Source organism: Enterobacter sp. I4, assembly GCF_022669095.1.
Taxonomy (GTDB): domain Bacteria; phylum Pseudomonadota; class Gammaproteobacteria; order Enterobacterales; family Enterobacteriaceae; genus Enterobacter; species Enterobacter pasteurii.
On record NZ_JALBUO010000003.1, the window covers coordinates 38,826 to 63,502 of the forward strand.

Sequence of the window (24,677 nt, forward strand, 5' to 3'; positions counted from 1 at the left end):
GACCTTCCGGTCTGCTTTATTAACCCTGCGCCGCCCGCAGCATGGCCTGCACCAGCACTACCGGGCGCCCTTGCAGCGCGGCGCGTTCATGCTGGAACAGGGTGATCACAAAGAAGGGATGAGTCACCAGCTCTGCCGCGCGGATCTCGCCCTGCTCGTCCCAGCCCGTCACGCGCATGTCGCCCCGCTCAAGTTCGAGGGCAAACTCAGGCGAGACGCCGTAGCTGCAGTGATAGCCTTCCTGAATTTCCGGCCTACCGTACGCTTTAGCAATCAGCGTGTTATTACGCAGCTCAATTGCATCGGTCTTTTCCACCAGCGAGCAGGCCAGGGGCGCAATCACCATCGTTCCTTCCGCGTCGGTTTCGGCGTGGGCCGCGTCGTGCCAGCCCAGCACGTTGCGGGCGTATTCAATCAGCGCATGCTGGAACCCGCCGCAGGTCCCGAGGAACGGAATGCCGTTTTCTCGGGCGTAACGCGCCGCGATAAACGCCGCCTCGGCTTTTTTATACGGGCTTGCCGGCACCAGCCAGATGGCGTCGTAACCGACCAGGTCTTCGGGGCTGGTGAGCTCTTGCGTGGCGATCCAGTCATAATCAGCGGTGAGCTCCAGCACCGCAGCGGCGTCGTCGATCGCCAGCGGAATCGCCTGGTGCGCAATAACATCGGAATTGTAATCACCAACCAGCGCAATGCGCAGCGTCGTTTTAACCGGGGAGAGTTCCATGAGGGATTCCTTATGCCAGAGGATTTTCAGATAACATAAGGAACCTCAGACTACCGATCTTTTGCAGTTATCACAATACCTTAAATTGGGTGGGTTAAAAGCTGGTGCTATAGTGTTCTCGCTAAACGTCTTACGGTATGAGGAGGAAGCGTGATTCAGTGTAAGCGCGTGTATGAGCAACCGCATTCAGAAGATGGTTACCGTATCCTGGTAGACAGGCTCTGGCCGAGGGGAATTAAAAAGACCGACCTCGCGTATGATGAGTGGTGCAAATCCCTGACGCCTTCCGGCGAACTGCGAAAAGCCTTCCACGGTGAAGCTATCGATTTCACCGCGTTCAGCGAAGCGTACCGAAAAGAGCTGGCGCAGCATGTGGACGAAGGAAAACGCGTCGCAGCCATTGCCCGCCAGCAGACGGTAACGCTACTCTATGGCGCAAAAGATACGCAGCAAAATCACGCCCGGGTGCTGGCGGACTGGCTGCGCAGCCTGTAATTACCCGATCGCCAGCTCATCGTGAACCTCAGGCATGGCGTCCGGGGTGAGCGGTATAAGATGCTCCGGGCGGACAAAGGCAAAGCCGTGCTGGTTATCAAACGCGAATACGTCACCGGTAACCAGCCACAGCGCACGCTCTGACGTGGCGGGTAGCTGCGTCATGACGCCGTTAACCGGGTTGACGAAACGCTGGCCAGGCTGACAAAGGCCAAACAGCTCAACGGATTTACCGATATTTCTACGGCCTGCCGCCGTACGCGCACCCACGATCATCGCCATGCTGCCCGGTTTTAACTGAAACATACTTCTTCTCGCAATCGTGCCGCCAGAAACTGGCTAAGAATAATCCTAAAGAGAAGTGTATCGCAGTTTTAATACCGCTGTCATCTGGTCGGTTGCGGGCGATCGCGACGGTAGAGCTCCCATTCATCGATCGCTTCTCCCCCAGGCAGCTTACATTTGGTGCGCACGCCCTGAGGGCTTTGTACGGGGATTTGCTCTCCCCCTTTCTCCAGGCAGTGCACTGAAGCCGGATTCGCCATACCGATAGCGTGCGGGGGCTTAGGCGCATCGGGCGGGGTTGGCTTTGTTGAACATGCGGCAAGGGGTAACGCCAGCGCCAGAAGAAGATATTTCATCATTACGATCCTTCAGGTGTTGTAAAAATCTCAGAGTAACGGCTCATCGTCGTTTTCTCCATGATTTCTCCATTAAACCTGCACTATTCACCCCTATAGTGGTACTCGTTCTCACACTGACCAGAGAACAACATTCCATAATCAAGATGTTTTGCCCCGATCTCCGCGTCGGGGCTTTTTTTGGCATCTCATCCCCGCGCCCTGAAGAATATATAAAATTTTTCATATTCATGTTTTACTATTACTGAAGTCTATATTTTCAGCATAACATGCAGTTACAGAGGTCTTCTGCATGGGAGTCGACCAGCCTAATGTCAGATATCATTCTTGCCCGCGTTTCGGAAACCCTCTCAACTGAGCAATCTCTCGACAGCCTGGTGCGACAGCTGCTGGAAATGCTGGAAATTGTGACGGATATGGAGTCAACCTACCTGACCAAAGTCGATATCGACGCGCGTTTGCAGCACATTCTCTATGCCCGTAACAGCAAGCAGATGCAGATCCCGGAAGGGTTCAGCGTGCCCTGGGACGAGACGCTGTGCAAGCGCGCCATCGACAGCGATACGTTGTTCAGCAACGAGGTGCCCGACCGCTGGCCGGAGTGCGTGGCAGCAAAAGCGCTGGGTATCACGACCTATATGAGCGTGCCCGTTCATCTTGCCGATGGTTCTCTGTACGGAACGCTATGCGCAGCCAGCACCGAAAAGAAACTGTTCAGCGATCGCGGCGAGCAGGTGATCCGACTCTTCGCCGGGTTAATTGCCCAGTACATCCAGAAAGAGTCGCTTGTGCTCCAGCTTCGCGAAGCAAACGCGGCGCTGATTGCCCACTCCTACACCGACGCCCTCACCGGCCTGCCGAACCGGCGCGCCATATTCGAAAACCTGACGACCCTGTTTTCGCTGGCGCGCCATCTTCAGCGCAACGTCACGATCGCCTTTATCGACCTTGATGATTTCAAGCGCATTAATGACCATTACGGGCATGAAGCGGGAGATCGGTTCCTTATTCAGGTCGGCGCGCGGCTGACGGACCAACAAACCCAGGACGAGATCATTGGCCGCCTCGGCGGCGATGAATTTCTGGTTGCCAGCCTGAGTAAAAGCGATGATGGCGATACCGGTTCAGAGATAAGCGCGATTAAGACCAGCCTCAACGATCGTATCGCGGGCGAATACGGGTTGGGGAATGTCACTATCAGATATCCGGGGGCAAGTATTGGCGTGATTATTGTCGATCCGCACAGCACCGATGAGGATAGCGCCCTGCGCACCGCTGACGTCGCGATGTATCAGGATAAAAAAGGAAAAAGCAAAACAGGCTTTGTCGCACTGGATTAAGCCCGTACACTCTACGGCCTTAAGCAAACAAAACGGGTGATGGTATGAGAATAGGGATCCTCTTTCCGGTTGTGATATTTATCACGGCAGTCGTCTTTTTGGGCTGGTTTTTCATTGGCGGATACGCCGCGCCGGGGGCATAAATGAGAAAAACGACCATCATCATGCTCATCGTGGCCATTGTGGTCGTCGCCGGTACGCAGATGGGCTGGTGGTAACGCTCAAAGTAAAAAGGCCGCCGTCAGGCAGCCTTTTTTTAACACAGGTCAGATTTAGCTTTTGATTTTTCTGTAGATAAACAGAACAACCAGCGCGCCAATCACCGCGACGACAAAGCTGCCGAAGTTGAAGCCATCAACTCTGCCAAATCCGAACAGGGTACTGATCCAGCCACCGACGACTGCACCCACAATCCCCAGAATGATCGTGACGATGAAACCGCCGCCATCTTTGCCCGGCATAATCCACTTCGCCAGGATACCCGCAATCAGCCCAAAGATAATCCAGGATAAAATTCCCATAGCTTTCCTCTCTGTATGGTTTTTGTCATTAAATCAACGACACAGAAAAGGATAGCACAGGATCTGAGAAAGGAAATTTGTGATAAGAATCACACGGTTCGTTTGAGCAAAATCTGAACAGTAAAAAATCGACGTTCCACATAAAACGTGGGGTTGCATCTTTTGTTGAGAAAGATTATCTTTCTCAATACTGAATAGTTGAGCAAAACAATCAGGTATTCAGTACGACATTGCTCACATTGCTTCCAGTATTTCTTGCCCACCTCTGAGTGGGCTTTTTTTTGCGCAAAACCACCAGAATTCAGCGTTTTTTCTGCATGCGTGAGACGCTATTCTCTACGGCTTCTTAACAGCACAATGGCTTTGATAACATGAACGTATCGAGCAAGTTTGTCATCTGCCTTAACCTTGTTTCTGCCAGTACGCTACTGTTACTGCTTTCAGCCCGGTATGCGTGGTTCTGAGAGGTTAAAGCCCGGCACGCCTGCGGGCTTTATCGTTGACCCCATGCGGGGTTCATTCTGCGATTTGTAGCTTTTATAGCCTGTGTTAAGATCCCGGCACTTAAGGACGTGGCGGGACAGCAGGAAAATGAAGAAGATCATTACCGTTGCTATCATCTCAACATTACTGGTCATCCTGTCCCTGTATGCTGTTAACGCCATCATCGTTGAGCAGCAAAAGAACCGGCAACTGGACGTTTCCCGGACGCTTTTGCACTATTCCGAAGACCTGACGCAAAATATTACCAGCACCCTCAAAAATACCTCTGCCCGGGGATGCGATAACGCAAGCCTGGACATATACCGAAAATTAAAAATCCAGAGCCCCCATATCGCCGACGTGGGGTTTATCGAAAAAGGTAAAATCGTCTGCACTGCGTTCTGGGGCAGGCTGGCAAACCCCGTCGCCCTGCCCTCCGAGCTTCATAACACCTTAAACGGATTCAGCCTCGCGCAATTTTCGCAGAAAGGGTTCTTTACGGGCAACGCGACCATTTTTAATCATCTTATTATTTTCACCTCACGTTCGGCTTACGACAAATTTACTCCCGTTACGGCGAACTACTCGCTTCGCACTTCCACCCGGGATTTCGACAGAACCTTTTTCACCGTCACGCCGTCCAGTGACGAACAGAGCCGAATTACGTCCCCGTTATTTACGCAGTCCGTCACGCAATGCAGCAGGCAATGGGATTTGTGCGTTACCGTCACCCACTACGACGCCGGGCTGGCCTCGCTGTCGGGCATCGTCATGGTGCTGCTTTGCCTGTTTTTATATTTTATCTGGGTCGCCCTGACGCTGTTTTCGTTTCGAATTTACGAAGACCGCCTTTCGCTGGAGCGCACGCTGGTCAAGGCGGTGAAAGCGAACACGATAAGCGTGCATTTTCAGCCCATTATCCGGGTTAGCGATAAAAAAATTGTCGGCGTAGAGGTTCTGTCGAGATGGCGGGATAACAATCATAAAGACGTCTCTCCTGAGCTATTCATTCCGCTAATCAAAAAGATTGGGCTGTATCCCTATTACTACACCAACATGATTAAAAAATCGCTGGCAGAAATTGCCCCGCTGGCCAATGAATATCAGCTGATGGTTTCAGTGAACGTTGGCAGAACGGAAATTGAAGACGGCAAATTCCTGGCTGTTTTACGTCGCGAATGTTTGCTGAACAACATTCCGTTATCGCTGATAAAGGTTGAGTTATCCGAGAATGGGGTCTCTACGTCGGCGATCCTTGAGGAATTTTGTGAAGAACTCAAGTCAGCGGGGGTGAAGATCTCTATCGACGATTTTGGCGTGCAAAACTCTAATCTTGCCAGGCTGACTAACCTGAAGTATGACGAGATCAAGGTCGATAAGTCGCTAGTGGATGGCATCAACGAAGATTACAAACAGGATATCCTGGCGATCTTTAGCGATGCGCTCGCTAAACTGCAAAAAACCCTTGTTTTTGAAGGGGTTGAGAGCGAAACGCAATATCAATTTATCGTCCAGAGATATCCCGATGCCCTGATACAAGGGTGGTATTTTTCAAAATCGCTGCCGCGGCAGGATCTGGCCCGCCTGCTGGCAAACCCGGCGCGATAGTGCGTTACTCATTACCCCACTGATTCAGGAACCTGGCGATATCGTCAATACGTTCTTCATCAATAGCCGCCTGGGCCGCCATCTCATGCTGCGCCTCTTCATCAATCTCTTCATTATTGTACAGACGGGTGAGCAGCATCTGGAAATAGCGTGCCAGCGGCGTGCGTTCCGCCTCATCCACCGGCTTCGCAGATTCTGTGGCATATTCATCGACAATGTCGTAAAACCTGAGCGGGATATCGTTGGTCATAGCGTTGTTTCCCTCTTTTATGCATAAAAAACGGGAACCTTCAGGCTCCCGTTCACGTTTAACCCAGCGAATGGATTACATGTTCGCGACGATCGCGTCGCCAAACTCTGAGCATTTCAGCAGCTTAGCGCCTTCAATACCTTCAACGATCCGGCCAGGGGCTTCGAACCATTCCATGTGACGCAGGAGTATTTCATCGGAAATTTGATTATTGATGGATAGAAAAAGAAACACAACAGATAAATTATAATTTTAATGCAACCCTGGCTCCTCACCAACCAATGATTTAGCGTAACCATCTTTGGGATTGTTTGGTACTTTTGAGGATTAAGTAATTATTCACTTTCTGGTATTGGCGTATCCCTATTTTCTCCCACGGCCTATACTTTCAGTTTGCTCTCTGGCTGCAGCCATTTGCATAAGCTTCCCGCAGCGTTGATAATGCGGGCGAACGCTGAGTGGGTATGAGAACCTTCTTTGTCGCAGTAAAGCCGTAATTTTGCTCTTTCAAACGCAACGGGGGACGTTGCTGCATATGATCTCCTGCTTAGCCGAAGCTATTGCTTCTGACGAGGCAGCTCGGTTAGCATTAGGATAAATTATCAATATTTCAAGATAAGGGGAAGAGCGTGATCAAATGGCTTAGGAAAGCAAACAGATCAAAAAATTATTATCTGAAAAGGACGAAATTAAAGCTTAAGCTTAGCCTCTTAAGTGAAATTACTGCTCGCGCTCGCTCTAAAAATATCGGTCATGATTTAGGCACAGATCATTTAGTAATCCCTTTCATCGCTAAGGGTATCGGAGATGCGGTTGTTATCGGGGGAGTGATTGATACTCTGGTGAAAAACGATTTCCAGGTCTCTGTTATTGCTGATAAAAAAACGCATTTTTTATTTAAGGAATGGACGACATTAGCAGGTTTGTATTTATATGAACCTCATAATAAAAAACCTTTGCTTAATGAACTGAAGAAAATAGGGCCCTTCGCGTTCATTGACTCGCATGAGATTACTCATTCAAATATTGATACATTCAATTTAATTAGACTTACCAAGCCTTTTAGAACAGTCGGCTTTACGGAAAAGTATCGAATTTATGATGAAGTCATCAATATTAAACATCCTCAGTCACACATAAGCACCAGGTATGTAGATTTACTTGAACGCTTAGGTATCTCGGTAACAGATTATGATTATTCTGTAATCATTCCTGAAAAAGATGCTGCAGCCGCCTGGAAATTCATGCAAAAAACCACCGATAAAAAGATAATTTCCTTTATTCCTTACGGTAGCGTTAGTGAACGTTTTTTCTCCGACTTACAAATTGAAGCTATAACGAACCATATTTCAAAATACAGTCATTCATATCACACGATCATCATCGGTGAACAACACAAAATTGCCGCTATCCCTGATTCAGAGAATGTTACAAAAAACACAGTTCCATCATTCTTTTCAGCTGCACAGATAATTAAAGATAGCGCGCTGATCATTTCGCCAGATACATCATTTGTACATGTCTCAAGAGCTTTTAACAAAAAAATTATATGCGTCTACCCCTTCAAGATTATCGGCGAATCTGCTGATAACGCCGATGTTTGGGGGCCAAATTATAAATCAGCAATACAGCTTAGATTGAAAGAACGCCGCGTTATGGATGCCGATGTTCGACCTATACTAAATATGATAGATGAACAATTGAAAGATATAACAAATTAAGGTTTCGTATAGATATAAATATAATATCGTGATCGAATTTTACTCAGTCTTCTCAGGTCTCTCTATGTTTATGGCCTGAGGCTCACTCACTCCTGGCAATTGCTTAAAGTTTGCAAATTTTTAAAAATATGCATGAATTGGTTATTTCATTCTGAGTAAAATTGAACAGCGCGCGTTTATTTCAATAACCGTTATAAGCTAAAAATAAAAAACGGGAACCCTCAGGCTCCCGTTCACGTTTAACCCAGCGAGTGGATTACATGTTCGCGATGATCGCGTCGCCAAACTCTGAGCATTTCAGCAGCTTAGCGCCTTCCATCAGACGTTCGAAGTCATAGGTAACGGTTTTGGCGTTGATCGCGCCTTCCATACCTTTGACGATCAGGTCTGCGGCTTCGAACCATTCCATATGACGCAGCATCATCTCTGCGGACAGGATGATAGAGCCCGGGTTCACTTTGTCCTGGCCCGCGTATTTAGGTGCAGTACCGTGGGTCGCTTCGAACAGCGCGCACTCGTCACCGATGTTCGCGCCAGGCGCGATACCGATACCGCCAACCTGCGCCGCCAGGGCGTCAGAGATGTAGTCACCGTTCAGGTTCATACAGGCGATGACGTCATATTCAGCAGGACGCAGCAGGATCTGCTGCAGGAACGCATCGGCAATCACATCTTTAATGACGATCTCTTTGCCGGTGTTCGGGTTCTTGATCTTCTGCCATGGGCCGCCGTCGATCGGTTCACCGCCGAACTCTTCGGTCGCCAGCTGGTAGCCCCAGTCTTTGAACGCGCCTTCGGTGAACTTCATGATGTTGCCTTTGTGAACCAGGGTCACAGAGTCACGGTCGTTGGTGATCGCGTATTCGATGGCTGCACGCACCAGACGCTTGGTCCCTTCTTCGGAGCACGGCTTGATACCGATACCGCAGTGCTCAGGGAAGCGGATTTTCTTCACGCCCATCTCTTCACGCAGGAATTTAATCACTTTTTCCGCATCAGCAGAGTCCGCTTTCCATTCGATACCGGCGTAAATGTCTTCTGAGTTTTCACGGAAGATAACCATGTCGGTCAGCTCAGGGTGCTTAACCGGGCTTGGGGTGCCCTGATAATAACGTACCGGGCGCAGGCACACGTACAGATCCAGCTCCTGACGCAGCGCCACGTTCAGGGAGCGAATGCCGCCGCCGACGGGGGTGGTCAGTGGGCCTTTGATAGCTACGCGATAGTCGCGGATCAGGTCCAGCGTTTCGGCTGGCAGCCAGACGTCCTGGCCATAAATTTGAGTCGATTTTTCACCGGTGTAAATTTCCATCCAGGAAATTTTACGCTCGCCTTTGTAGGCTTTCTCAACAGCGGCATCAACCACTTTCAGCATTGCCGGGGTAACGTCGACACCGATACCATCACCTTCGATGAACGGGATAATCGGGTTGTGAGGAACGTTAATCTTGCCGTTTTGCAGGGTGATCTTTTTACCTTCCGCCGGAACAACTACTTTGCTTTCCATTAACCTCTCCTTCGAGCGCTTCTGGTTGTTACTGATCTTATGTTAATAAATTGTAATGAGCCTTCCGATAGTACCTGATTGTCCGACGCCATGAAAGGTCTTCGTTATTAGGCTATAATGCGGCAATTGATAAAGCCTGAAAATACCATGAAGAAAACTTCTTTTAGAAAACACCGGGTTGAGCGATTCAGCTCACGACAAGCTACCAGAAGAACGCCAGAAACCCAGCCGACGCGGGTGATTCTGTTCAATAAACCCTACGATGTATTGCCGCAGTTCACCGACGAGGCCGGGCGCAGCACGCTGAAAGAGTACATCCCGGTTCAGGGCGTCTATGCAGCCGGGCGACTGGATCGCGACAGCGAGGGACTGTTGGTTTTAACCAACGATGGCGCCCTGCAGGCGAAGCTCACCCAGCCGGGCAAACGGACCGGGAAAATTTACTTTGTGCAGGTTGAAGGCGAGCCGGACGACGAGACGCTGGCAAAGCTGCGCAACGGCGTAACGTTAAACGACGGCCCCACCCTGCCCGCTGGTATTGAACGCGTGAATGAACCGGAGTGGCTGTGGCCGCGCAATCCCCCCATCCGTGAACGCAAATCCATACCCACCAGCTGGCTTAAGATCACCCTATATGAAGGCCGCAACCGTCAGGTTCGCCGCATGACCGCGCACGTGGGCTTCCCTACCCTTCGCCTGATTCGCTACGCCATGGGCAGCTACACGCTGGACTCGCTGGCAAACGGGGAATGGCGGGACGTTACCCCTAAGGAGAAATAATGTTCAAACCTCATGTTACGGTTGCCTGCGTGGTTCACGCTCAGGGAAAATTTCTGGTTGTAGAAGAGAGTATCAACGGCAAGGCGCTGTGGAATCAGCCTGCCGGGCATCTTGAAGCCAATGAAACCTTACTGCAGGCAGCAAAGCGCGAGCTGTGGGAGGAAACAGGCATCCGCGCCGAGCCGCAGCACTTCATTCGCATGCACCAGTGGATTGCGCCTGACCAAACCCCTTTCCTGCGCTTTTTATTCGCCGTTGAGCTTAACGAAACGTGCGCCACTGAACCGCACGATGACGATATCGACCGCTGCCTGTGGGTCACGGCAGACGAGATACTGAACGCGCCAAACCTGCGCTCGCCGCTGGTTGCGGAAAGCATTCGCTGCTGGCAATCTGCTGGCCGCCTGCCGCTGGATGTCATCGGCGCGTTTAACTGGCCGTTTACAGAGGGTGTCAACGGTGGGGGGGCGTGATAGAATACGCCGCCTTGAAGTTCAATGTCGTGAGTATTCCATGTCAGATAACAGCCAGAAAAAAGTGATCGTCGGCATGTCCGGCGGTGTCGACTCCTCCGTTTCCGCCTACCTGTTGCAGCAGCAGGGCTATAAGGTGGAGGGCCTGTTCATGAAGAACTGGGAGGAAGACGATGGCGAGGAATACTGCACTGCCGCTGCGGATCTCGCCGATGCGCAGGCCGTGTGCGACAAGCTCGGCATCGAACTGCACACCGTTAACTTTGCCGCAGAATACTGGGACAACGTCTTTGAACTCTTCCTCGAAGAGTACAAAGCAGGCCGCACGCCTAACCCGGACATTCTGTGCAACAAAGAGATCAAATTCAAAGCCTTCCTGGAATTCGCCGCTGAAGACCTGGGCGCGGATTACATCGCGACCGGCCACTACGTGCGTCGTGCAGACGTGAATGGCAAAAGCCAGCTGCTGCGCGGTCTGGACGGCAACAAAGATCAGAGCTACTTCCTCTATACGCTGAGCCACGAACAGATTGCCCAAAGCCTGTTCCCGGTCGGCGAGCTGGAAAAGCCGGAAGTACGTAAAATCGCTGAAGAGCTGGATCTGATCACCGCGAAGAAAAAAGACTCCACCGGTATCTGCTTTATCGGCGAGCGCAAGTTCCGCGAGTTCCTCGGCCGCTACCTGCCTGCACAGCCGGGTAAAATTGTTACCGTTGACGGCGACGAAATTGGCCAGCACCAGGGGCTGATGTACCACACCCTTGGCCAGCGTAAAGGTCTGGGTATTGGCGGCACGAAAGACGGCAGCGAAGACCCGTGGTACGTGGTCGACAAAGACGTCGAAAATAATATTCTGATTGTGGCCCAGGGTCATGACCACCCGCGCCTGATGTCCGTTGGCCTCGTCGCGCAGCAGCTGCACTGGGTCGATCGCGAGCCGCTGAAAGGCACGCTGCGCTGCACCGTGAAAACGCGCTACCGTCAGACGGATATTCCCTGCACCGTTACCGCGCTGGATGACGATCGCATTGACGTGCGTTTCGACGAACCGGTTTCCGCCGTTACCCCTGGCCAGTCAGCCGTCTTCTACAGCGGCGAAATTTGCCTCGGCGGTGGGATCATTGAACAGCGCCTGCCGCTGCCTGCTGTTTAAACCGATAGCACACATAAAGGAGACCGTGTGGCGAAGAACTATTACGACATCACCCTGGCGCTGGCGGGAATTTGCCAGTCTGCTCGTCTGGTGCAACAGCTGGCGCATCAGGGTCACTGCGACGCCGATGCCCTGCACGTTTCGCTCAACAGCGTTATCGATCTCAACCCGGGCTCTACGCTGGGTGTGTTCGGCGGCAGTGAAGCCAATCTTCGTCTCGGTCTTGAAACCCTGCTCGGCGTGCTCAACGCCAGCAGCCGTCAGGGGCTCAACGCGGAACTGACCCGCTACACCTTAAGCCTGATGGTGCTGGAACGTAAGCTGAACGCCGCAAAGGGCGCGATGAATACCCTGGGCGACCGCATCGCCGGGCTGCAGCGCCAGCTCGACCATTTCGACCTCCAGTCGGAAACCCTGCTGAGCGCAATGGCCGGTATTTACGTCGACGTAATAAGCCCGCTCGGCCCGCGTATTCAGGTCACCGGTTCACCCGCCGTACTGCAAAGCCCCCAGGTGCAGGCGAAGGTTCGCGCCTCGCTGCTAGCCGGCATTCGTGCTGCCGTGCTCTGGCACCAGGTTGGCGGCGGCCGCCTGCAATTAATGTTTTCTCGTAATCGCCTGACGACTCAGGCAAAACAAATTCTTGCTCATTGTTAACCTCCCGGAGTTGCGAATTATGGAATTATCCTCACTGACCGCCGTATCCCCTGTCGATGGACGCTACGGCGATAAAGTCAGCGCGCTGCGCGGGATCTTCAGCGAATATGGCCTGCTGAAGTTCCGTGTTCAGGTTGAAGTACGCTGGCTGCAAAAGCTGGCCGCCCAGGCAGCAATCAAGGAAGTTCCTGCTTTTGACGCAGAGGCAAACGATTACCTTGATAAAATCGTTGCCGAGTTTAGCGAAGAAGATGCCGCACGCATTAAAACCATTGAACGCACCACCAACCACGACGTAAAAGCGGTTGAGTACTTCCTGAAAGAGAAAGTCGAAAGCGTCCCTGCTCTGCATGCGGTTTCCGAATTTATTCACTTCGCCTGTACGTCTGAAGATATCAACAACCTGTCTCACGCGCTGATGCTCTCAACCGCGCGCCAGGAAGTGGTGCTGCCTTACTGGCGTAAAATCATTGACGCGGTAAAAGCGCTGTCCGTGGAGTACCGCGACATCCCGCTGCTCTCCCGTACTCACGGCCAGCCAGCGACCCCATCGACGATGGGTAAAGAGATGGCGAACGTGGCGTACCGCATGGAGCGGCAGTATCGTCAGCTGGAACAGGTTGAGATCCTCGGCAAAATCAACGGTGCGGTCGGTAACTATAACGCCCACATCGCCGCCTACCCTGAAGTTGACTGGCACCAGTTCAGCGAAGCGTTCGTGACCTCGCTGGGCATCCAGTGGAACCCGTACACCACCCAGATTGAGCCGCACGACTATATTGCCGAGCTGTTTGACTGCATCGCGCGCTTTAACACCATCCTGATCGACTTCGATCGTGACGTCTGGGGTTACATCGCGCTGAACCACTTTAAGCAGAAAACCATTGCCGGCGAAATCGGTTCGTCCACCATGCCGCACAAAGTGAACCCAATCGACTTCGAAAACTCCGAAGGCAACCTGGGCCTGGCGAACGCCGTGCTTCAGCATATGGCGAGCAAACTGCCGGTTTCCCGCTGGCAGCGCGACCTGACCGATTCTACGGTGCTGCGTAACCTGGGCGTGGGCATTGGCTACGCGCTGATCGCATATCAGTCCACCCTGAAAGGCGTGAGTAAACTGGAAGTGAACCGCGATCGCCTGCTGGACGAGCTGGATCACAACTGGGAAGTGCTGGCGGAGCCAATTCAGACCGTGATGCGCCGCTACGGCATCGAAAAACCGTACGAGAAGCTTAAGGAGCTGACCCGCGGCAAACGCGTTGACGCCGAAGGCATGAAGCAGTTTATCGACGGCCTGGCGTTGCCAGAAGAAGAAAAAGCGCGCCTGAAAGAGATGACCCCGGCGAACTACATTGGCCGCGCCGTCACCATGGTTGACGAGCTGAAGTAATCACCCTCCCCCTTTCCGGCCGGAAAGGGGGCTGCTTTTTGGTATCGCGCCATTCTTCCGGATGGCGGACGCTTTTAATATTCCGGCACCCTCACGCCTTGCAGTGGTTAAAGCAGAGTATTGGATTGATTGTTATTTTGCGGCGTGGAATAACTTTGCGGAATATACCGCTTCAGCCCGAACGGGCACAGTTTGAACTGGCAAGGTGCCTCAACCGAGCACGGCCGATCCATCTCCTGCCGATTCCCTGGGCATTCATTTTTCTTCCTGAACCCCATCCAGCCTATTGATGAAAAGGGCATTGCCTGCGCAATCCAGACCCGTCGGCGTCTGTCGTTAATCAGGATCCCTTCGTTTGAGGTAGTGATAATCTCACCTGCTCGAACGTAATAATCGCCCTTAAGCCATAAAATGTAATTCAGGCCATAGTGTGTTTCAACTTTGCAAAAGATAGTGCCGCTTTCCGGACTCGCAATAGTCTCAACAACCTTCCATTCCATAAGCCCCTCTTTACTCGATATTATGCCGGTTTGTTGTGTGAAAATGCTGCTTTTATGGTATCTGTTATGAAAATCTAATTTCGCACCATAAAATAAGTGTAGACACAGATTTATCGAATGAGAACATCCTTACAAAAAAAGGGGCAATATTTACAAAACTCATGAGCAGCTTACGCGTGTCACAGATAAGAAATCGGCTTGAAACATAAGATAAGAAGAATGAAAGGCTGTTTTCCGGGCGCTTGATTTACGGTCTGCCTTCTCGCTTCGCAAAGAGAAACGCACCTGAATGAAGGCCAGAGCAAAAATTGCCCGGGTGTCGCCGATCGGTTTGAACGTTTATGAACTCATAAAGTCTAATAAACATACTCAACCAAAGAAGGATCGTTATGACAGCATTTATGATCGCTACTGCCGTGGCAGTGGTTCTTGGGCTGATGATATTGAGCCTGGTTAAAATCGGCATCAGTACATCAAATAATCCCGATTAACTGCTTTAAGCTTTAGCCCGCTTAGCGTATGGAATCGCTGGATGGTTCTTTGTTGCCAGAGCCGCCAGGATACCTGTACTTATCAAACTCAACGCAAATAAAAAGGCCGCCTTTAGCAGCCTCTTTGAAAAATTATCCGTTCAATGGGCGGGTTCACTCGTTACATCCTCATTCGGGAGCAGGTAAAACGGTGCCTCCTGAGACAGATACTCCTGATAATCACCCCTCTGTAACAGCGACAGCTCTGCGCAAAGTTCCTGTTCGCCGTAGTCGACCCGCTTTGAAAACTGAAAGAAGAATTTCATCATACCGTTACTGTTCTCTGATGCGGCTCCCTTGTTGTGGTTGAGGGAGCCAAACGCCTATGCTTTTTTAGCGCTGTAAACTTCTTCACCAGCGAAGGAAGGTTCAGCCCAGAAGTTGATATTAAACTGAGCATCATCGGTCATCTCAATGCGATGCCAGTACTGTGGAGGGCTGGTTGCGAAGCTGCCAGCGTTTATTACCACTTTCACTTCCGGCTCTGTCGCCTCTTCATTCGCAAAGCCATAGTAGGTCACTGTCCCTTCCATAACGCAAAGCTGACCAAAGACTCCGGCAGCGGTATTGTGATGGCTGAGAAGAGCAGCTGGAACATTTTCCTTTGTAAAAAAGGGAGTGGAACGTTTGATCGTCCAATGGCTGGGAATTCTTTGATGGCTCATACATACCTCCTGCAATAAAGATGCATTTAAAATACACCTTATGATTTTCACTGTAAAGGCAATTGAGAATAAAAATCATTAACAGAAAATGCTTTTGGGACGCCCGGCAGCACGCTTACAGGATCGGGCAGACTTATAGGTGAAATTTTCATCGTATGCCGGAGGGATACCTGCCCTCTGCCCGTGGAAAAAGCTGCGCGCCTTCAACAGTCTATAAACAGATGGCTGTTTTCTCCGAAACGCGGAAGCTTAGGCTCGCAACTCGGTTAATATTACGCGCTCCGTATAAGAGCGTATTGAGGGTGAAGCCTGCCCCGGACGGCCAGTGCTAAACCTCTTCTGGTAGCAGCCCCAGATAAGGCACAAACGTTGCAGCAGATTGAATCCATGTGAAGGCCATGTCCAGTTAACATGCTGAATAATCAAACGCCTGCAGCGATGCGTTCAGGGGAGTGAAAACACTCATTTAATTTCATGACGCTGGTTTCAAACCCTGTAATCAGCGTTAAACTATTCATATTATTTATTAAGGGAGAAGCGATAATGCGCGTACTGGTTGTTGAAGATAACGCATTGCTACGCCATCACCTGAAGGTTCAGCTTCAGGAGATGGGCCATCAGGTGGACGATGCCGAAGATGCGAAAGAAGCCGATTATTATCTCAATGAACACCTGCCGGATATCGCCATTGTCGATTTAGGGTTGCCTGACGAAGACGGCCTGTCCCTTATCCGCCGCTGGCGCAGCCATGATATTTCTCTCCCGGTGCTGGTGCTGACTGCCCGTGAAGGCTGGCAGGACAAGGTTGAAGTGCTGAGCGCAGGCGCGGACGATTACGTTACCAAGCCGTTCCATATTGAAGAGGTGGCTGCGCGCATGCAGGCGCTGCTGCGCCGCAACAGCGGGCTGGCGTCGCAGGTGATCTCACTGCCGCCGTTCCAGGTGGATCTCTCCCGCCGCGAATTTTCAATTAACGATGAGGTCATTAAGCTGACCGCATTTGAATACACCATTATGGAAACGCTGATCCGAAACAGCGGGAAGGTGGTGAGCAAAGATTCCCTGATGCTTCAGCTTTATCCGGATGCCGAGCTGCGCGAAAGCCACACTATTGACGTGCTGATGGGCCGTTTACGTAAAAAAATTCAGGCGCAGTACCCGCATGAGGTGATCACCACCGTGCGCGGTCAGGGCTACCTGTTCGAATTACGCTGATGAAAGGAATTTTGCGCCACATTTTGCCCCTTTCGCTGCGGGTGCGTTTTCTGCTGGCTACCGCTGCCGTAGTGATGGTGCTGTCTCTCTCCTACGGGATGGTGGCTCTGGTCGGGTATAGCGTAAGCTTCGATAAAACCACCTTCCGCCTGTTACGCGGAGAAAGTAACCTGTTTTATACCCTGGCGAAATGGGAGAACAACCGGATCACCGTCGAGATGCCGGAAAACCTGAATCAGCAGAGTCCGACGCTGGCGCTGATCTACGATGAAAAGGGAAAATTGCTCTGGGCGCAGCGTAATGTCCCCTGGCTGAAAAAACGCATCCGGCCGGAATGGCTGAAAACCAACGGTTTTCATGAGATAGAAGCCGATCTCAACTCCACCAGCACCCTGCTGCATGACGATCGCGCGTTACAGAACAGGCTCAACGAGATCCGTGAAGAAGATGACGACACGGAGCTGACCCACTCGGTGGCCATCAACCTTTATCCCGCCACGGTGCACATGCCGCAGTTGACCATAGTGGTGGTAGACACGATACCGGTGGAGCTGAAACGCTCATATATGGTCTGGAACTGGTTCGTCTATGTTCTGGCCGCCAACCTGCTGCTGGTGATCCCCCTGCTGTGGGTCGCTGCGTGGTGGAGCTTGCGCCCGATTGAATCCCTGGCCAAAGAGGTGCGCGAGCTGGAGGAGCATCACCGCGAGAAGCTTAACCCGGAGACCACGCGCGAACTGACCAGCCTGGTGCGCAACCTCAACCGCCTGCTGAAAAGCGAGCGAGAACGCTACGACAAATATCGTACGACCCTCACCGACCTTACGCACAGCCTGAAAACGCCGCTGGCGGTGATGCAAAGCACCCTGCGCTCAATGCGCAGTTCAAAGATGAGCGTTGATGATGCCGAGCCGGTAATGCTGGAACAGATCAGCCGCATTTCACAACAGATAGGTTATTACCTGCACCGGGCAAGTATGCGCTCCGGAAGCGCCCTGCTGAGCCGGGAGCTGCACCCGGTTGCCCCGCTGCTGGATAACCTGACCTCCGCGCTGAACAAGGTATACCAGCGTAAAGGGGTCAATATCAGCCTCGATATTTCACCGGAAATTAGCTTTGTCGGTGAGAAGAATGACTTCATGGAGGTGATGGGCAACCTGCTTGATAACGCCTGTAAATACTGCCTGGAGTTTGTCGAGGTGTCCGCGCGCGTCACGGATAACGAACTGCATATTATCGTTGAGGACGACGGCCCCGGCATTCCCCGCAACAAACGTGAGGTGGTATTCGATCGCGGTCAACGCGCCGACACCCTGCGTCCGGGACAAGGGGTGGGTTTGTCCGTCGCCCGTGAAATTGTCGATCAGTACGATGGCAGGATCGAAACCGGCGAAAGTTTGCTGGGCGGCGCCCGAATGGAGGCCATTTTTGGCCGCCAGCTGCCTGTATCGAACGATAGTTAACCCGTTATGTGAAAAATACGCGGATCGCGCACCCAGGGTTCTGTGCTTCCGTTATAATCCGTCTCAGTAAGAGCCTGCGGAATACAAAAATATGGATTATCAATTAACGCTTAACTGGCCCGAATTTATTGAACGTTACTGGCAAAAGCGCCCGGTCGTTCTTAAGCGCGGGATCAGCAATTTTATCGACCCTATCTCCCCTGACGAGCTTGCCGGTCTGGCGATGGAAAACGAGGTGGACAGCCGTCTGGTAAGCCACCAGGACGGAAAATGGCAGGTCAGCCACGGTCCATTTGAAAGTTACGATCACCTTGGCGAGAGCAACTGGTCTTTACTGGTGCAGGCGGTTAACAACTGGCACGAACCTACCGCAGCCTTAATGCGTCCTTTCCGTGCCCTGCCAGACTGGCGAATGGACGATCTGATGATCTCCTTCTCCGTTCCGGGGGGCGGCGTTGGCCCGCATCTGGACCAGTACGACGTGTTTATCATTCAGGGCACCGGCCGCCGCCGCTGGCGCGTGGGCGAGAAAGTGCCGATGAAGCAGCACTGTCCGCACCCGGACCTGCTTCAGGTTGATCCCTTTGAAGGGATTATTGACGAGGAGCTTGAGCCGGGCGACATCCTCTATATCCCGCCAGGATTCCCGCATGAGGGTTATTCGCTGGAAAACTCGCTTAACTATTCTGTCGGCTTCCGCGCGCCAAGCGGCCGCGAGATGATCAGCGGATTCGCTGACTATGTGTTGCAGCGCGAGCTGGGCAGCCACCGTTACAGCGACCCGGACGTACCGGCGCGTGAGCACCCGGCAGATATTCTGCCAGAGGAGCTGGATAAGCTGCGCGGCATGATGCTGGACCTGATCAACGAACCGGAGCACTTCAGGCAGTGGTTTGGCGAGTTTATCAGCCAGTCGCGTCACGAGCTGGACGTGGCACCGCCGGAGCCGCCGTATCAGGCAGATGAAATTTACGATGCGCTCCAGCAGGGCGATAAGCTGGTGCGTCTGGGCGGGTTACGCGTCCTGCGCATTGGCGAAGAGGTTTTCGTGAACGGCGAGAAGCTCGACTCCCCGCACCGCCCGGCGCTGGAAGCCATTGCCAGCCACATGGTGTTAACCGCGGATACCTTCGGCGACGCGCTGGACGACCCTTCTTTCCTCGCCATGCTGGCCGCACTGGTAAACAGCGGCTACTGGTTTTTTGAAGACTAAGTCATGATTGTGCCGGGTAGCGCTTCGCTTACCCGGCAACGCCTCATCGCTTCGCGGTTAACTCTGCAATTCGCACAATCACCTGCACCGCTTTCTCCATCCCTTCCAGCGTCACGAACTCATGCTTGCCGTGGTAGTTATACCCTCCGGTAAACAGGTTCGGGCACGGCAGCCCCATAAACGACAGCTGTGAACCATCGGTGCCGCCGCGGATCGGTTTCAACACCGGTTCGATGTCGCAATCGCGCATCGCCTGCTGAGCGATATCAAGAATGTGCGGATGCGCCATCACCTTCTCGCGCATGTTGTAATAGCTGTCTTCGATAATCAGCTCAATATAGCAGTCCGGGTGCAGCCCCTTGCCGACCTTCTTCGCGATCTCCATCATCTTGCGCTTGCGCGCCTCAAAGGCTTTGCGGTCAAAATCGCGGACGATGTAGTGCATCTGCGCGCTGTCTACGGTTCCCTTGATGCTGGTCAGGTGATAAAAACCTTCATACCCTTCCGTCGTCTCCGGGCTCTCTTCGGCAGGGACTTCCGCATGAATGCGAGCGGCAAGCGACAGCGCATTGACCATCACCCCTTTCGCCGACCCCGGGTGCACGTTATTACCGACGATTTTGATGGTCACCGATGCCGCGTTGAAGTTCTCATACTCAAGTTCACCCACGCCGCCGCCATCAACGGTGTAGGCCCACCGGGCGTTGAAAGCCTCAACGTCAAAGTGTTTTGCCCCTTTACCCACTTCCTCATCCGGCGTGAAGGCCACGCGAATGTCGCCATGGGGAATATTTTTGCCCTTCAGCACCGCCAGCGCCGTCACGATCTCGGCGATGCCCGCTTTGTCATCGGCGCCCAGCAGGGTTTTGCCGTCGGTAGTGATTAACGTCTGCCCAAGCAGCTGATGCAGGACCGGGAACATCACCGGCGACAGCACTTCGTCGCCAATCCCCAGCGCAATATCTCCGCCGCGGTAGTTTTCAACGATCTGCGGGTTAACGTGTTTACCGCTAAAATCGGGTGAAGTATCGACATGGGAAATAAAGCCAATAGCCGGGATATCTCCGTCCACGTTCGCCGGCAGCGTTCCCATCACGGTCCCTTTTTCGCTCAGCGTGACGTTCACCAGCCCCATGGCCTCAAGCTGCTCTTTCAAAAGGTTTAGCAGCTTCCACTGGCCTTCAGTGCTGGGCACCTGTCGGACACCCGGTTTAGATTGGGTATCCAGCGAAACGTAATGTAAAAAACGCTCAAGTAGTTTATCCATGCAGTCACCCTCACTTTTTGTGACAACATTATCATTAAGCAGCAAAACGCAAATATTGCGTCAGGTCACTTTTATCCCGCAAACGAGAACTTTTTACGTTTATATCGTTCTGCGTTAATAAATGTAGCTTAGGAATAAGGGAGAAGGATTGGCGATTCAATGGGTTTGCCGTAGAATGTCCGCCCTCATTACGAGTCACCAAGGTGGTTACACACAAACCCCGCTTCAGTCTGCTGCCTGAGGCGTCTATATGGGACAGCGCGAAAATTGAATACACAACCCCGTTCCCTTTCACCACTGGTGCAACTGGAACGAATTCGTAAAAGTTTTGATGGCAAAGACGTCATTTCCGACCTCAACCTGACCATCAATGACGGTGAGTTTCTCACGCTGCTTGGCCCCTCCGGCTGCGGCAAAACCACCGTACTGCGCCTTATCGCCGGGCTGGAAAGCGTCGATAACGGCCATATCCATCTTGAGAACCAGGACATTACCCAGGTTCCTGCCGAAAACCGCCACGTCAACACCGTCTTTCAGAGCTATGCCCTGTTCCCGCACATGACCGTGTTTGAGAACGTGGCGTTTGGCCTGCGCATGCAAAAAACGCCCGCCAGCGAGATCCCGCCGCGCGTCACTGAGGCCCTGCGGATGGTGCAGCTGGAGGCGTTCGCCCAGCGCAAGCCGCATCAGCTTTCAGGCGGCCAGCAGCAGCGTGTGGCCATCGCCCGCGCCGTGGTCAATAAGCCGCGCCTGCTCCTGCTCGATGAGTCGCTCTCCGCGCTGGACTACAAGCTGCGCAAGCAGATGCAGAACGAGCTGAAGGCGCTTCAGCGCAAGCTCGGCATTACGTTCGTGTTTGTCACCCACGATCAGGAAGAGGCTCTGACCATGTCAGACCGTATCGTGGTGATGCGCGACGGTAAAATTGAACAGGACGGCACGCCGCGTGAAATTTACGAAGAGCCGAAAAACCTGTTCGTTGCCAGCTTTATTGGCGAAATCAATATCTTTAAGGCTACGGTGATTGAGCGCCTGGACGAACAGCGCGTTCGCGCGAACGTCGAGGGCCGCGAATGCAATATTACCGTCAACTTTGCCGTCGAAAAGGGACAAAAGCTCAACGTCCTGCTGCGCCCGGAAGATCTCCGCGTTGACGAGATCCACGATACGGCTGAAGTCGAAGGTCTGATCGGTTACGTTCGCGAACGCAACTATAAAGGGATGACCCTTGAATCCGTTGTGGAGCTGGAAAACGGTAAAATGGTAATGGTCAGCGAGTTCTTTAACGAGGACGATCCGGACTTTGACCATTCGCTGGATCAGAAAATGGTCATCAACTGGGTAGAAAGCTGGGAGGTTGTACTGGCTGATGAAGAACACGAGTAAGTTCCAGAATGTGGTGATTGCCACGATCGTCGGTTGGCTTGTGTTGTTTGTCTTTCTTCCCAACCTGATGATCATCGTGACCAGCTTCCTGACCCGCGACGACGCGAACTTCGTTGCGCTGGTCTTTACGCTGGACAACTACGCGCGCCTGCTCGATCCGCTCTATTTTGACGTGCTGCTGCACTCGCTCAATATAGCGCTGATTGCCACCGTTGCCTGCCTGGTGCTGGGGTATCCTTTCGCGTGGTTCCTGGCACGCCTGCCGCAGAAAGTGCGCCCGCTGCTGCTGTTTTTACTCATTGTGCCGTTCTGGACCAACTCGCTAATCCGCATCTACGGGCTGAAAATCTTCCTCAGCACGAAAGGCTATCTGAACGAGTTTCTGCTGTGGCTGGGGGTAATCGATACGCCGATCCGCATCATGTTCACGCCGGGCGCGGTGATCGTCGGGCTGGTTTATATCCTGCTGCCGTTTATGGTGATGCCGCTCTACTCCAGCATTGAAAAGCTCGATAAGCCGCTGCTGGAAGCGGCAAAAGACCTGGGCGCCAGCCGGCTGCAAACCTTTATCCGCATCATTATTCCGCTGACCATGCCGGGCATTATCGCCGGCTGCCTGCTGGTGATGTTACCTGCGATGGGTCTGTTCTACGTGTCGGACCTGATGGGCGGCGCGAAAAACCTGCTGATCGGCAACGTGATTAAGAGCCAGTTCCTGAACATCCGCGACTGGCCGTTCGGCTCGGCCACCAGCATTACGCTGACGGTGGTGATGGGGCTGATGCTGCTGGTCTACTGGCGTGCCTCGCGCCTGCTGAACAAGAAGGTGGAGCTGGAATGATCGGTCGACTGCTTCGCGGCGGTTTTATGACCGCCATTTATGCGTATCTCTATATTCCGATTATCATTTTAATCGTGAACTCGTTTAACAGCTCCCGCTTCGGGATTAACTGGCAAGGGTTTACCACCAAATGGTATGGCCTGCTGATGAACAATGACAGCCTGCTCCAGGCCGCGCAGCACTCGCTGACGATGGCGGTGTTTTCTGCCACCTTCGCCACGCTGATTGGCTCGCTGACCGCCGTGGCGCTGTACCGCTACCGTTTCCGCGGGAAGCCGTTCGTCAGCGGCATGCTGTTTGTGGTGATGATGTCCCCGGATATCGTGATGGCCATTTCACTACTGGTGCTGTTTATGCTGCTGGGCGTCCAGCTCGGCTTCTGGTCGCTGCTGTTCTCGCATATCACCTTCTGCCTGCCGTTCGTGGTGGTTACGGTCTATGCGCGTCTGAAAGGGTTCGATGTGCGAATGCTGGAAGCGGCGAAAGATCTCGGCGCCAGCGAGATGACGATTCTGCGCAAAATCATCCTGCCGCTGGCGATGCCTGCCGTGGCCGCCGGGTGGCTGCTCAGCTTTACCCTGTCGATGGACGATGTGGTGGTCTCCTCCTTCGTCACCGGGCCGAGCTATGAAATTCTGCCGTTAAAGATCTACTCAATGGTTAAGGTCGGTGTTTCACCCGAAGTGAACGCGCTGGCGACGATTCTGCTGGTGTTATCGCTGGTTCTGGTCATCGCCAGCCAGGTTATTGCTCGTGATAAAACAAAATCTCAGGGGACACAGAAATGAAAAAAATGCTCGCCGCCGCGGCACTGGTGCTCGGAATGGGTGCCGCGCATGCTGATGACAGCAAAACGCTCTATTTCTACAACTGGACCGAGTACGTGCCGCCGGGCCTGCTGGAACAGTTCACCAAAGAGACAGGCATCAAGGTGATCTATTCCACCTATGAGTCGAATGAAACCATGTACGCCAAGCTTAAAACCTACAAAGATGGCGCGTATGACCTGGTGGTGCCGTCGACCTATTTCGTCGACAAAATGCGCAAGGAAGGCATGATCCAGAAGATCGACAAAACGAAGCTAACCAATTTTTCAAACCTCGATCCGGAGATGCTTAACAAGCCGTTTGACCCGAATAACGACTACTCCATCCCGTATATCTGGGGCGCGACGGCAATTGGCGTTAACAGCGACGCCATCGATCCCAAAACGGTTTCAGGCTGGGCCGACCTGTGGAAACCGGAATACAAAAGCAGCCTGCTGTTAACCGACGATGCGCGCGAAGTGTTCCAGATCGCGCTGCGTAAACTTGGCTACTCCGGCAACACCACCGATCCAAAAGAGATCGAGGCGGCTTACAACGAGCTGAAAAAGCTGATGCCAAACGTGGCGGCGTTCAACTCGGACAACCCGGCCAACCCGTATATGGAAGGTGAGGTGAATCTGGGCATGGTCTGGAACGGCTCTGCGTTTGTGGCGCGTCAGGCCGGTACGCCGCTGGAAGTGGTCTGGCCGAAAGAAGGTGGGATCTTCTGGATGGACAGCCTCTCGATTCCGGCCAACGCGAAAAACGTCGATGGCGCGCTGAAGCTGATTAACTTCCTGCTGCGCCCTGACGTGGCAAAAGAGGTTGCGGAAACCATCGGTTACCCGACGCCAAACCTGGCCGCGCGCAAGCTGTTAAGCCCCGACGTTGCGAACGATAAATCGCTCTATCCGGATGCGGAAACCGTCAGCAAAGGGGAATGGCAGAACGACGTCGGTGACGCGAGCCGCCTTTATGAAGAGTATTACCAGAAGCTAAAGGCGGGTCGATAAACTCTAACGGGCGACGTACAGTCGCCCGTTAC

27 protein-coding genes and 1 pseudogene are annotated in these 24,677 nt (G+C 52.8%); 18 read left to right on the forward strand and 10 right to left on the reverse strand.

Annotated elements, in window-relative coordinates; genetic code table 11:
• Window positions 1-19: 19 nt before the first annotated feature.
• Entirely contained in the window at window positions 20-727 is a 708-nt protein-coding gene (locus tag MOQ06_RS19395) for a CTP synthase (RefSeq protein ID WP_242174498.1), read from the reverse strand.
• A gap of 150 nt (window positions 728-877) precedes the next feature.
• On the opposite strand from MOQ06_RS19395, the gene MOQ06_RS19400 reads away from it, so the two are divergent.
• On the forward strand, window positions 878-1,222 hold the full coding sequence (locus MOQ06_RS19400; protein WP_242174499.1) for a DUF488 domain-containing protein: 345 nt from the start codon (window positions 878-880) through the stop codon (window positions 1,220-1,222).
• Here the strand turns inward: MOQ06_RS19400 and MOQ06_RS19405 are convergent, their stop codons facing one another.
• Both MOQ06_RS19405 and MOQ06_RS19410 read right to left on the reverse strand, forming a co-directional pair.
• The gene (locus tag MOQ06_RS19405; protein WP_148419160.1) at window positions 1,223-1,528 is read right to left on the reverse strand and encodes a hypothetical protein; all 306 of its coding nucleotides are present in this window, start codon (window positions 1,526-1,528) and stop codon (window positions 1,223-1,225) included.
• A gap of 80 nt (window positions 1,529-1,608) precedes the next feature.
• Window positions 1,609-1,863 (reverse strand): DUF333 domain-containing protein, encoded by a 255-nt coding sequence (locus MOQ06_RS19410; protein ID WP_176611230.1) that lies wholly within the window; start codon window positions 1,861-1,863, stop codon window positions 1,609-1,611.
• A gap of 311 nt (window positions 1,864-2,174) precedes the next feature.
• Between MOQ06_RS19410 and MOQ06_RS19415 the strand changes: the two genes are divergently transcribed.
• The gene (locus MOQ06_RS19415) at window positions 2,175-3,203 is read left to right on the forward strand and encodes a sensor domain-containing diguanylate cyclase (protein WP_193356275.1); all 1,029 of its coding nucleotides are present in this window, start codon (window positions 2,175-2,177) and stop codon (window positions 3,201-3,203) included.
• Window positions 3,204-3,247: 44 nt separating this feature from the next.
• Window positions 3,248-3,346: a YoaK family small membrane protein gene (locus MOQ06_RS19420; RefSeq protein ID WP_032673531.1), complete on the forward strand. Its 99-nt coding sequence runs from the start codon at window positions 3,248-3,250 to the stop codon at window positions 3,344-3,346.
• Between the two features lie 129 nt (window positions 3,347-3,475).
• On the opposite strand, the gene MOQ06_RS19425 is transcribed toward MOQ06_RS19420, so the two are convergent.
• Window positions 3,476-3,724: a GlsB/YeaQ/YmgE family stress response membrane protein gene (locus MOQ06_RS19425; RefSeq protein WP_003857896.1), complete on the reverse strand. Its 249-nt coding sequence runs from the start codon at window positions 3,722-3,724 to the stop codon at window positions 3,476-3,478.
• A gap of 371 nt (window positions 3,725-4,095) precedes the next feature.
• Here MOQ06_RS19425 and yncL point away from each other — a divergent pair, with 371 nt between their 5' ends.
• Both yncL and MOQ06_RS19435 read left to right on the forward strand, forming a co-directional pair.
• Entirely contained in the window at window positions 4,096-4,188 is a 93-nt protein-coding gene (yncL, locus tag MOQ06_RS19430) for a stress response membrane protein YncL (RefSeq protein ID WP_148419165.1), read from the forward strand.
• Between the two features lie 127 nt (window positions 4,189-4,315).
• Window positions 4,316-5,815, forward strand: a complete 1,500-nt coding sequence (locus MOQ06_RS19435; protein ID WP_242174500.1) for a cyclic diguanylate phosphodiesterase — start codon at window positions 4,316-4,318, stop codon at window positions 5,813-5,815.
• A 4-nt stretch (window positions 5,816-5,819) separates the two neighbouring features.
• Here the strand turns inward: MOQ06_RS19435 and MOQ06_RS19440 are convergent, their stop codons facing one another.
• Window positions 5,820-6,065, reverse strand: a complete 246-nt coding sequence (locus MOQ06_RS19440) for a DUF2543 family protein (protein WP_148419168.1) — start codon at window positions 6,063-6,065, stop codon at window positions 5,820-5,822.
• Window positions 6,066-6,140: 75 nt separating this feature from the next.
• Window positions 6,141-6,269 (reverse strand): annotated as a pseudogene (locus MOQ06_RS19445) (NADP-dependent isocitrate dehydrogenase); the annotation flags it as partial.
• A 425-nt stretch (window positions 6,270-6,694) separates the two neighbouring features.
• Here MOQ06_RS19445 and MOQ06_RS19450 point away from each other — a divergent pair.
• Window positions 6,695-7,786: a glycosyltransferase family 9 protein gene (locus MOQ06_RS19450; protein WP_242174501.1), complete on the forward strand. Its 1,092-nt coding sequence runs from the start codon at window positions 6,695-6,697 to the stop codon at window positions 7,784-7,786.
• A gap of 256 nt (window positions 7,787-8,042) precedes the next feature.
• Here MOQ06_RS19450 and icd read toward each other — a convergent pair whose 3' ends face one another.
• Window positions 8,043-9,293 carry an NADP-dependent isocitrate dehydrogenase gene (gene icd, locus MOQ06_RS19455; RefSeq protein ID WP_148421697.1) on the reverse strand — a complete coding sequence of 417 codons (1,251 nt, stop codon included), beginning with the start codon at window positions 9,291-9,293 and terminating at the stop codon, window positions 8,043-8,045.
• A gap of 117 nt (window positions 9,294-9,410) precedes the next feature.
• On the opposite strand from icd, the gene rluE reads away from it, so the two are divergent.
• The 5 genes from rluE to purB are packed head-to-tail and all read left to right on the forward strand — an operon-like array spanning window position 9,411 to window position 13,746.
• Entirely contained in the window at window positions 9,411-10,073 is a 663-nt protein-coding gene (gene rluE / locus MOQ06_RS19460; RefSeq protein ID WP_148421698.1) for a 23S rRNA pseudouridine(2457) synthase RluE, read from the forward strand.
• Window positions 10,073-10,546 carry an NUDIX hydrolase gene (locus MOQ06_RS19465; RefSeq protein WP_176610606.1) on the forward strand — a complete coding sequence of 158 codons (474 nt, stop codon included), beginning with the start codon at window positions 10,073-10,075 and terminating at the stop codon, window positions 10,544-10,546. Before rluE ends, MOQ06_RS19465 begins: the two co-directional genes overlap by 1 nt.
• 40 nt (window positions 10,547-10,586) lie before the next feature.
• On the forward strand, window positions 10,587-11,699 hold the full coding sequence (gene mnmA / locus MOQ06_RS19470) for a tRNA 2-thiouridine(34) synthase MnmA (protein ID WP_148421700.1): 1,113 nt from the start codon (window positions 10,587-10,589) through the stop codon (window positions 11,697-11,699).
• A gap of 27 nt (window positions 11,700-11,726) precedes the next feature.
• Window positions 11,727-12,356 carry a high frequency lysogenization protein HflD gene (gene hflD / locus MOQ06_RS19475; RefSeq protein ID WP_148421701.1) on the forward strand — a complete coding sequence of 210 codons (630 nt, stop codon included), beginning with the start codon at window positions 11,727-11,729 and terminating at the stop codon, window positions 12,354-12,356.
• A 19-nt stretch (window positions 12,357-12,375) separates the two neighbouring features.
• A complete protein-coding gene (gene purB / locus MOQ06_RS19480; RefSeq protein WP_242174502.1) occupies window positions 12,376-13,746 on the forward strand; it encodes an adenylosuccinate lyase in 1,371 nt (456 codons plus the stop codon).
• 107 nt (window positions 13,747-13,853) lie between these two features.
• On the opposite strand, the gene MOQ06_RS19485 is transcribed toward purB, so the two are convergent.
• Both MOQ06_RS19485 and MOQ06_RS19490 read right to left on the reverse strand, forming a co-directional pair.
• A complete protein-coding gene (locus MOQ06_RS19485) occupies window positions 13,854-14,246 on the reverse strand; it encodes a hypothetical protein (RefSeq protein ID WP_242174503.1) in 393 nt (130 codons plus the stop codon).
• 853 nt (window positions 14,247-15,099) lie between these two features.
• Complete coding sequence (locus MOQ06_RS19490) at window positions 15,100-15,441, reverse strand: DUF1971 domain-containing protein (protein WP_176610610.1); 342 nt, start codon at window positions 15,439-15,441, stop codon at window positions 15,100-15,102.
• A 543-nt stretch (window positions 15,442-15,984) separates the two neighbouring features.
• On the opposite strand from MOQ06_RS19490, the gene phoP reads away from it, so the two are divergent.
• The 3 genes from phoP (at window position 15,985) to MOQ06_RS19505 (ending at window position 19,332) form a co-directional block, all read left to right on the forward strand.
• Window positions 15,985-16,656 (forward strand): two-component system response regulator PhoP, encoded by a 672-nt coding sequence (gene phoP / locus MOQ06_RS19495; RefSeq protein ID WP_148421705.1) that lies wholly within the window; start codon window positions 15,985-15,987, stop codon window positions 16,654-16,656.
• The gene (gene phoQ / locus MOQ06_RS19500) at window positions 16,656-18,119 is read left to right on the forward strand and encodes a two-component system sensor histidine kinase PhoQ (RefSeq protein WP_193356283.1); all 1,464 of its coding nucleotides are present in this window, start codon (window positions 16,656-16,658) and stop codon (window positions 18,117-18,119) included. Before phoP ends, phoQ begins: the two co-directional genes overlap by 1 nt.
• 91 nt (window positions 18,120-18,210) lie before the next feature.
• Entirely contained in the window at window positions 18,211-19,332 is a 1,122-nt protein-coding gene (locus tag MOQ06_RS19505) for a cupin domain-containing protein (protein WP_242174504.1), read from the forward strand.
• A 43-nt stretch (window positions 19,333-19,375) separates the two neighbouring features.
• On the opposite strand, the gene pepT is transcribed toward MOQ06_RS19505, so the two are convergent.
• Entirely contained in the window at window positions 19,376-20,599 is a 1,224-nt protein-coding gene (gene pepT / locus MOQ06_RS19510) for a peptidase T (protein ID WP_242174506.1), read from the reverse strand.
• 237 nt (window positions 20,600-20,836) lie between these two features.
• Here pepT and potA point away from each other — a divergent pair, with 237 nt between their 5' ends.
• The 4 genes from potA to potD are packed head-to-tail and all read left to right on the forward strand — an operon-like array spanning window position 20,837 to window position 24,645.
• Complete coding sequence (potA, locus tag MOQ06_RS19515; RefSeq protein WP_242174879.1) at window positions 20,837-21,985, forward strand: spermidine/putrescine ABC transporter ATP-binding protein PotA; 1,149 nt, start codon at window positions 20,837-20,839, stop codon at window positions 21,983-21,985.
• The gene (potB, locus tag MOQ06_RS19520) at window positions 21,969-22,826 is read left to right on the forward strand and encodes a spermidine/putrescine ABC transporter permease PotB (RefSeq protein ID WP_242174508.1); all 858 of its coding nucleotides are present in this window, start codon (window positions 21,969-21,971) and stop codon (window positions 22,824-22,826) included. Before potA ends, potB begins: the two co-directional genes overlap by 17 nt.
• A complete protein-coding gene (gene potC / locus MOQ06_RS19525; RefSeq protein WP_015570805.1) occupies window positions 22,823-23,614 on the forward strand; it encodes a spermidine/putrescine ABC transporter permease PotC in 792 nt (263 codons plus the stop codon). The genes potB and potC overlap by 4 nt, the downstream gene beginning before the upstream one ends.
• Window positions 23,611-24,645, forward strand: coding sequence for a spermidine/putrescine ABC transporter substrate-binding protein PotD (gene potD, locus MOQ06_RS19530; protein ID WP_148421711.1), 1,035 nt, complete (start codon window positions 23,611-23,613; stop codon window positions 24,643-24,645). Before potC ends, potD begins: the two co-directional genes overlap by 4 nt.
• The last annotated feature ends 32 nt before the right edge of the window (window positions 24,646-24,677 follow it).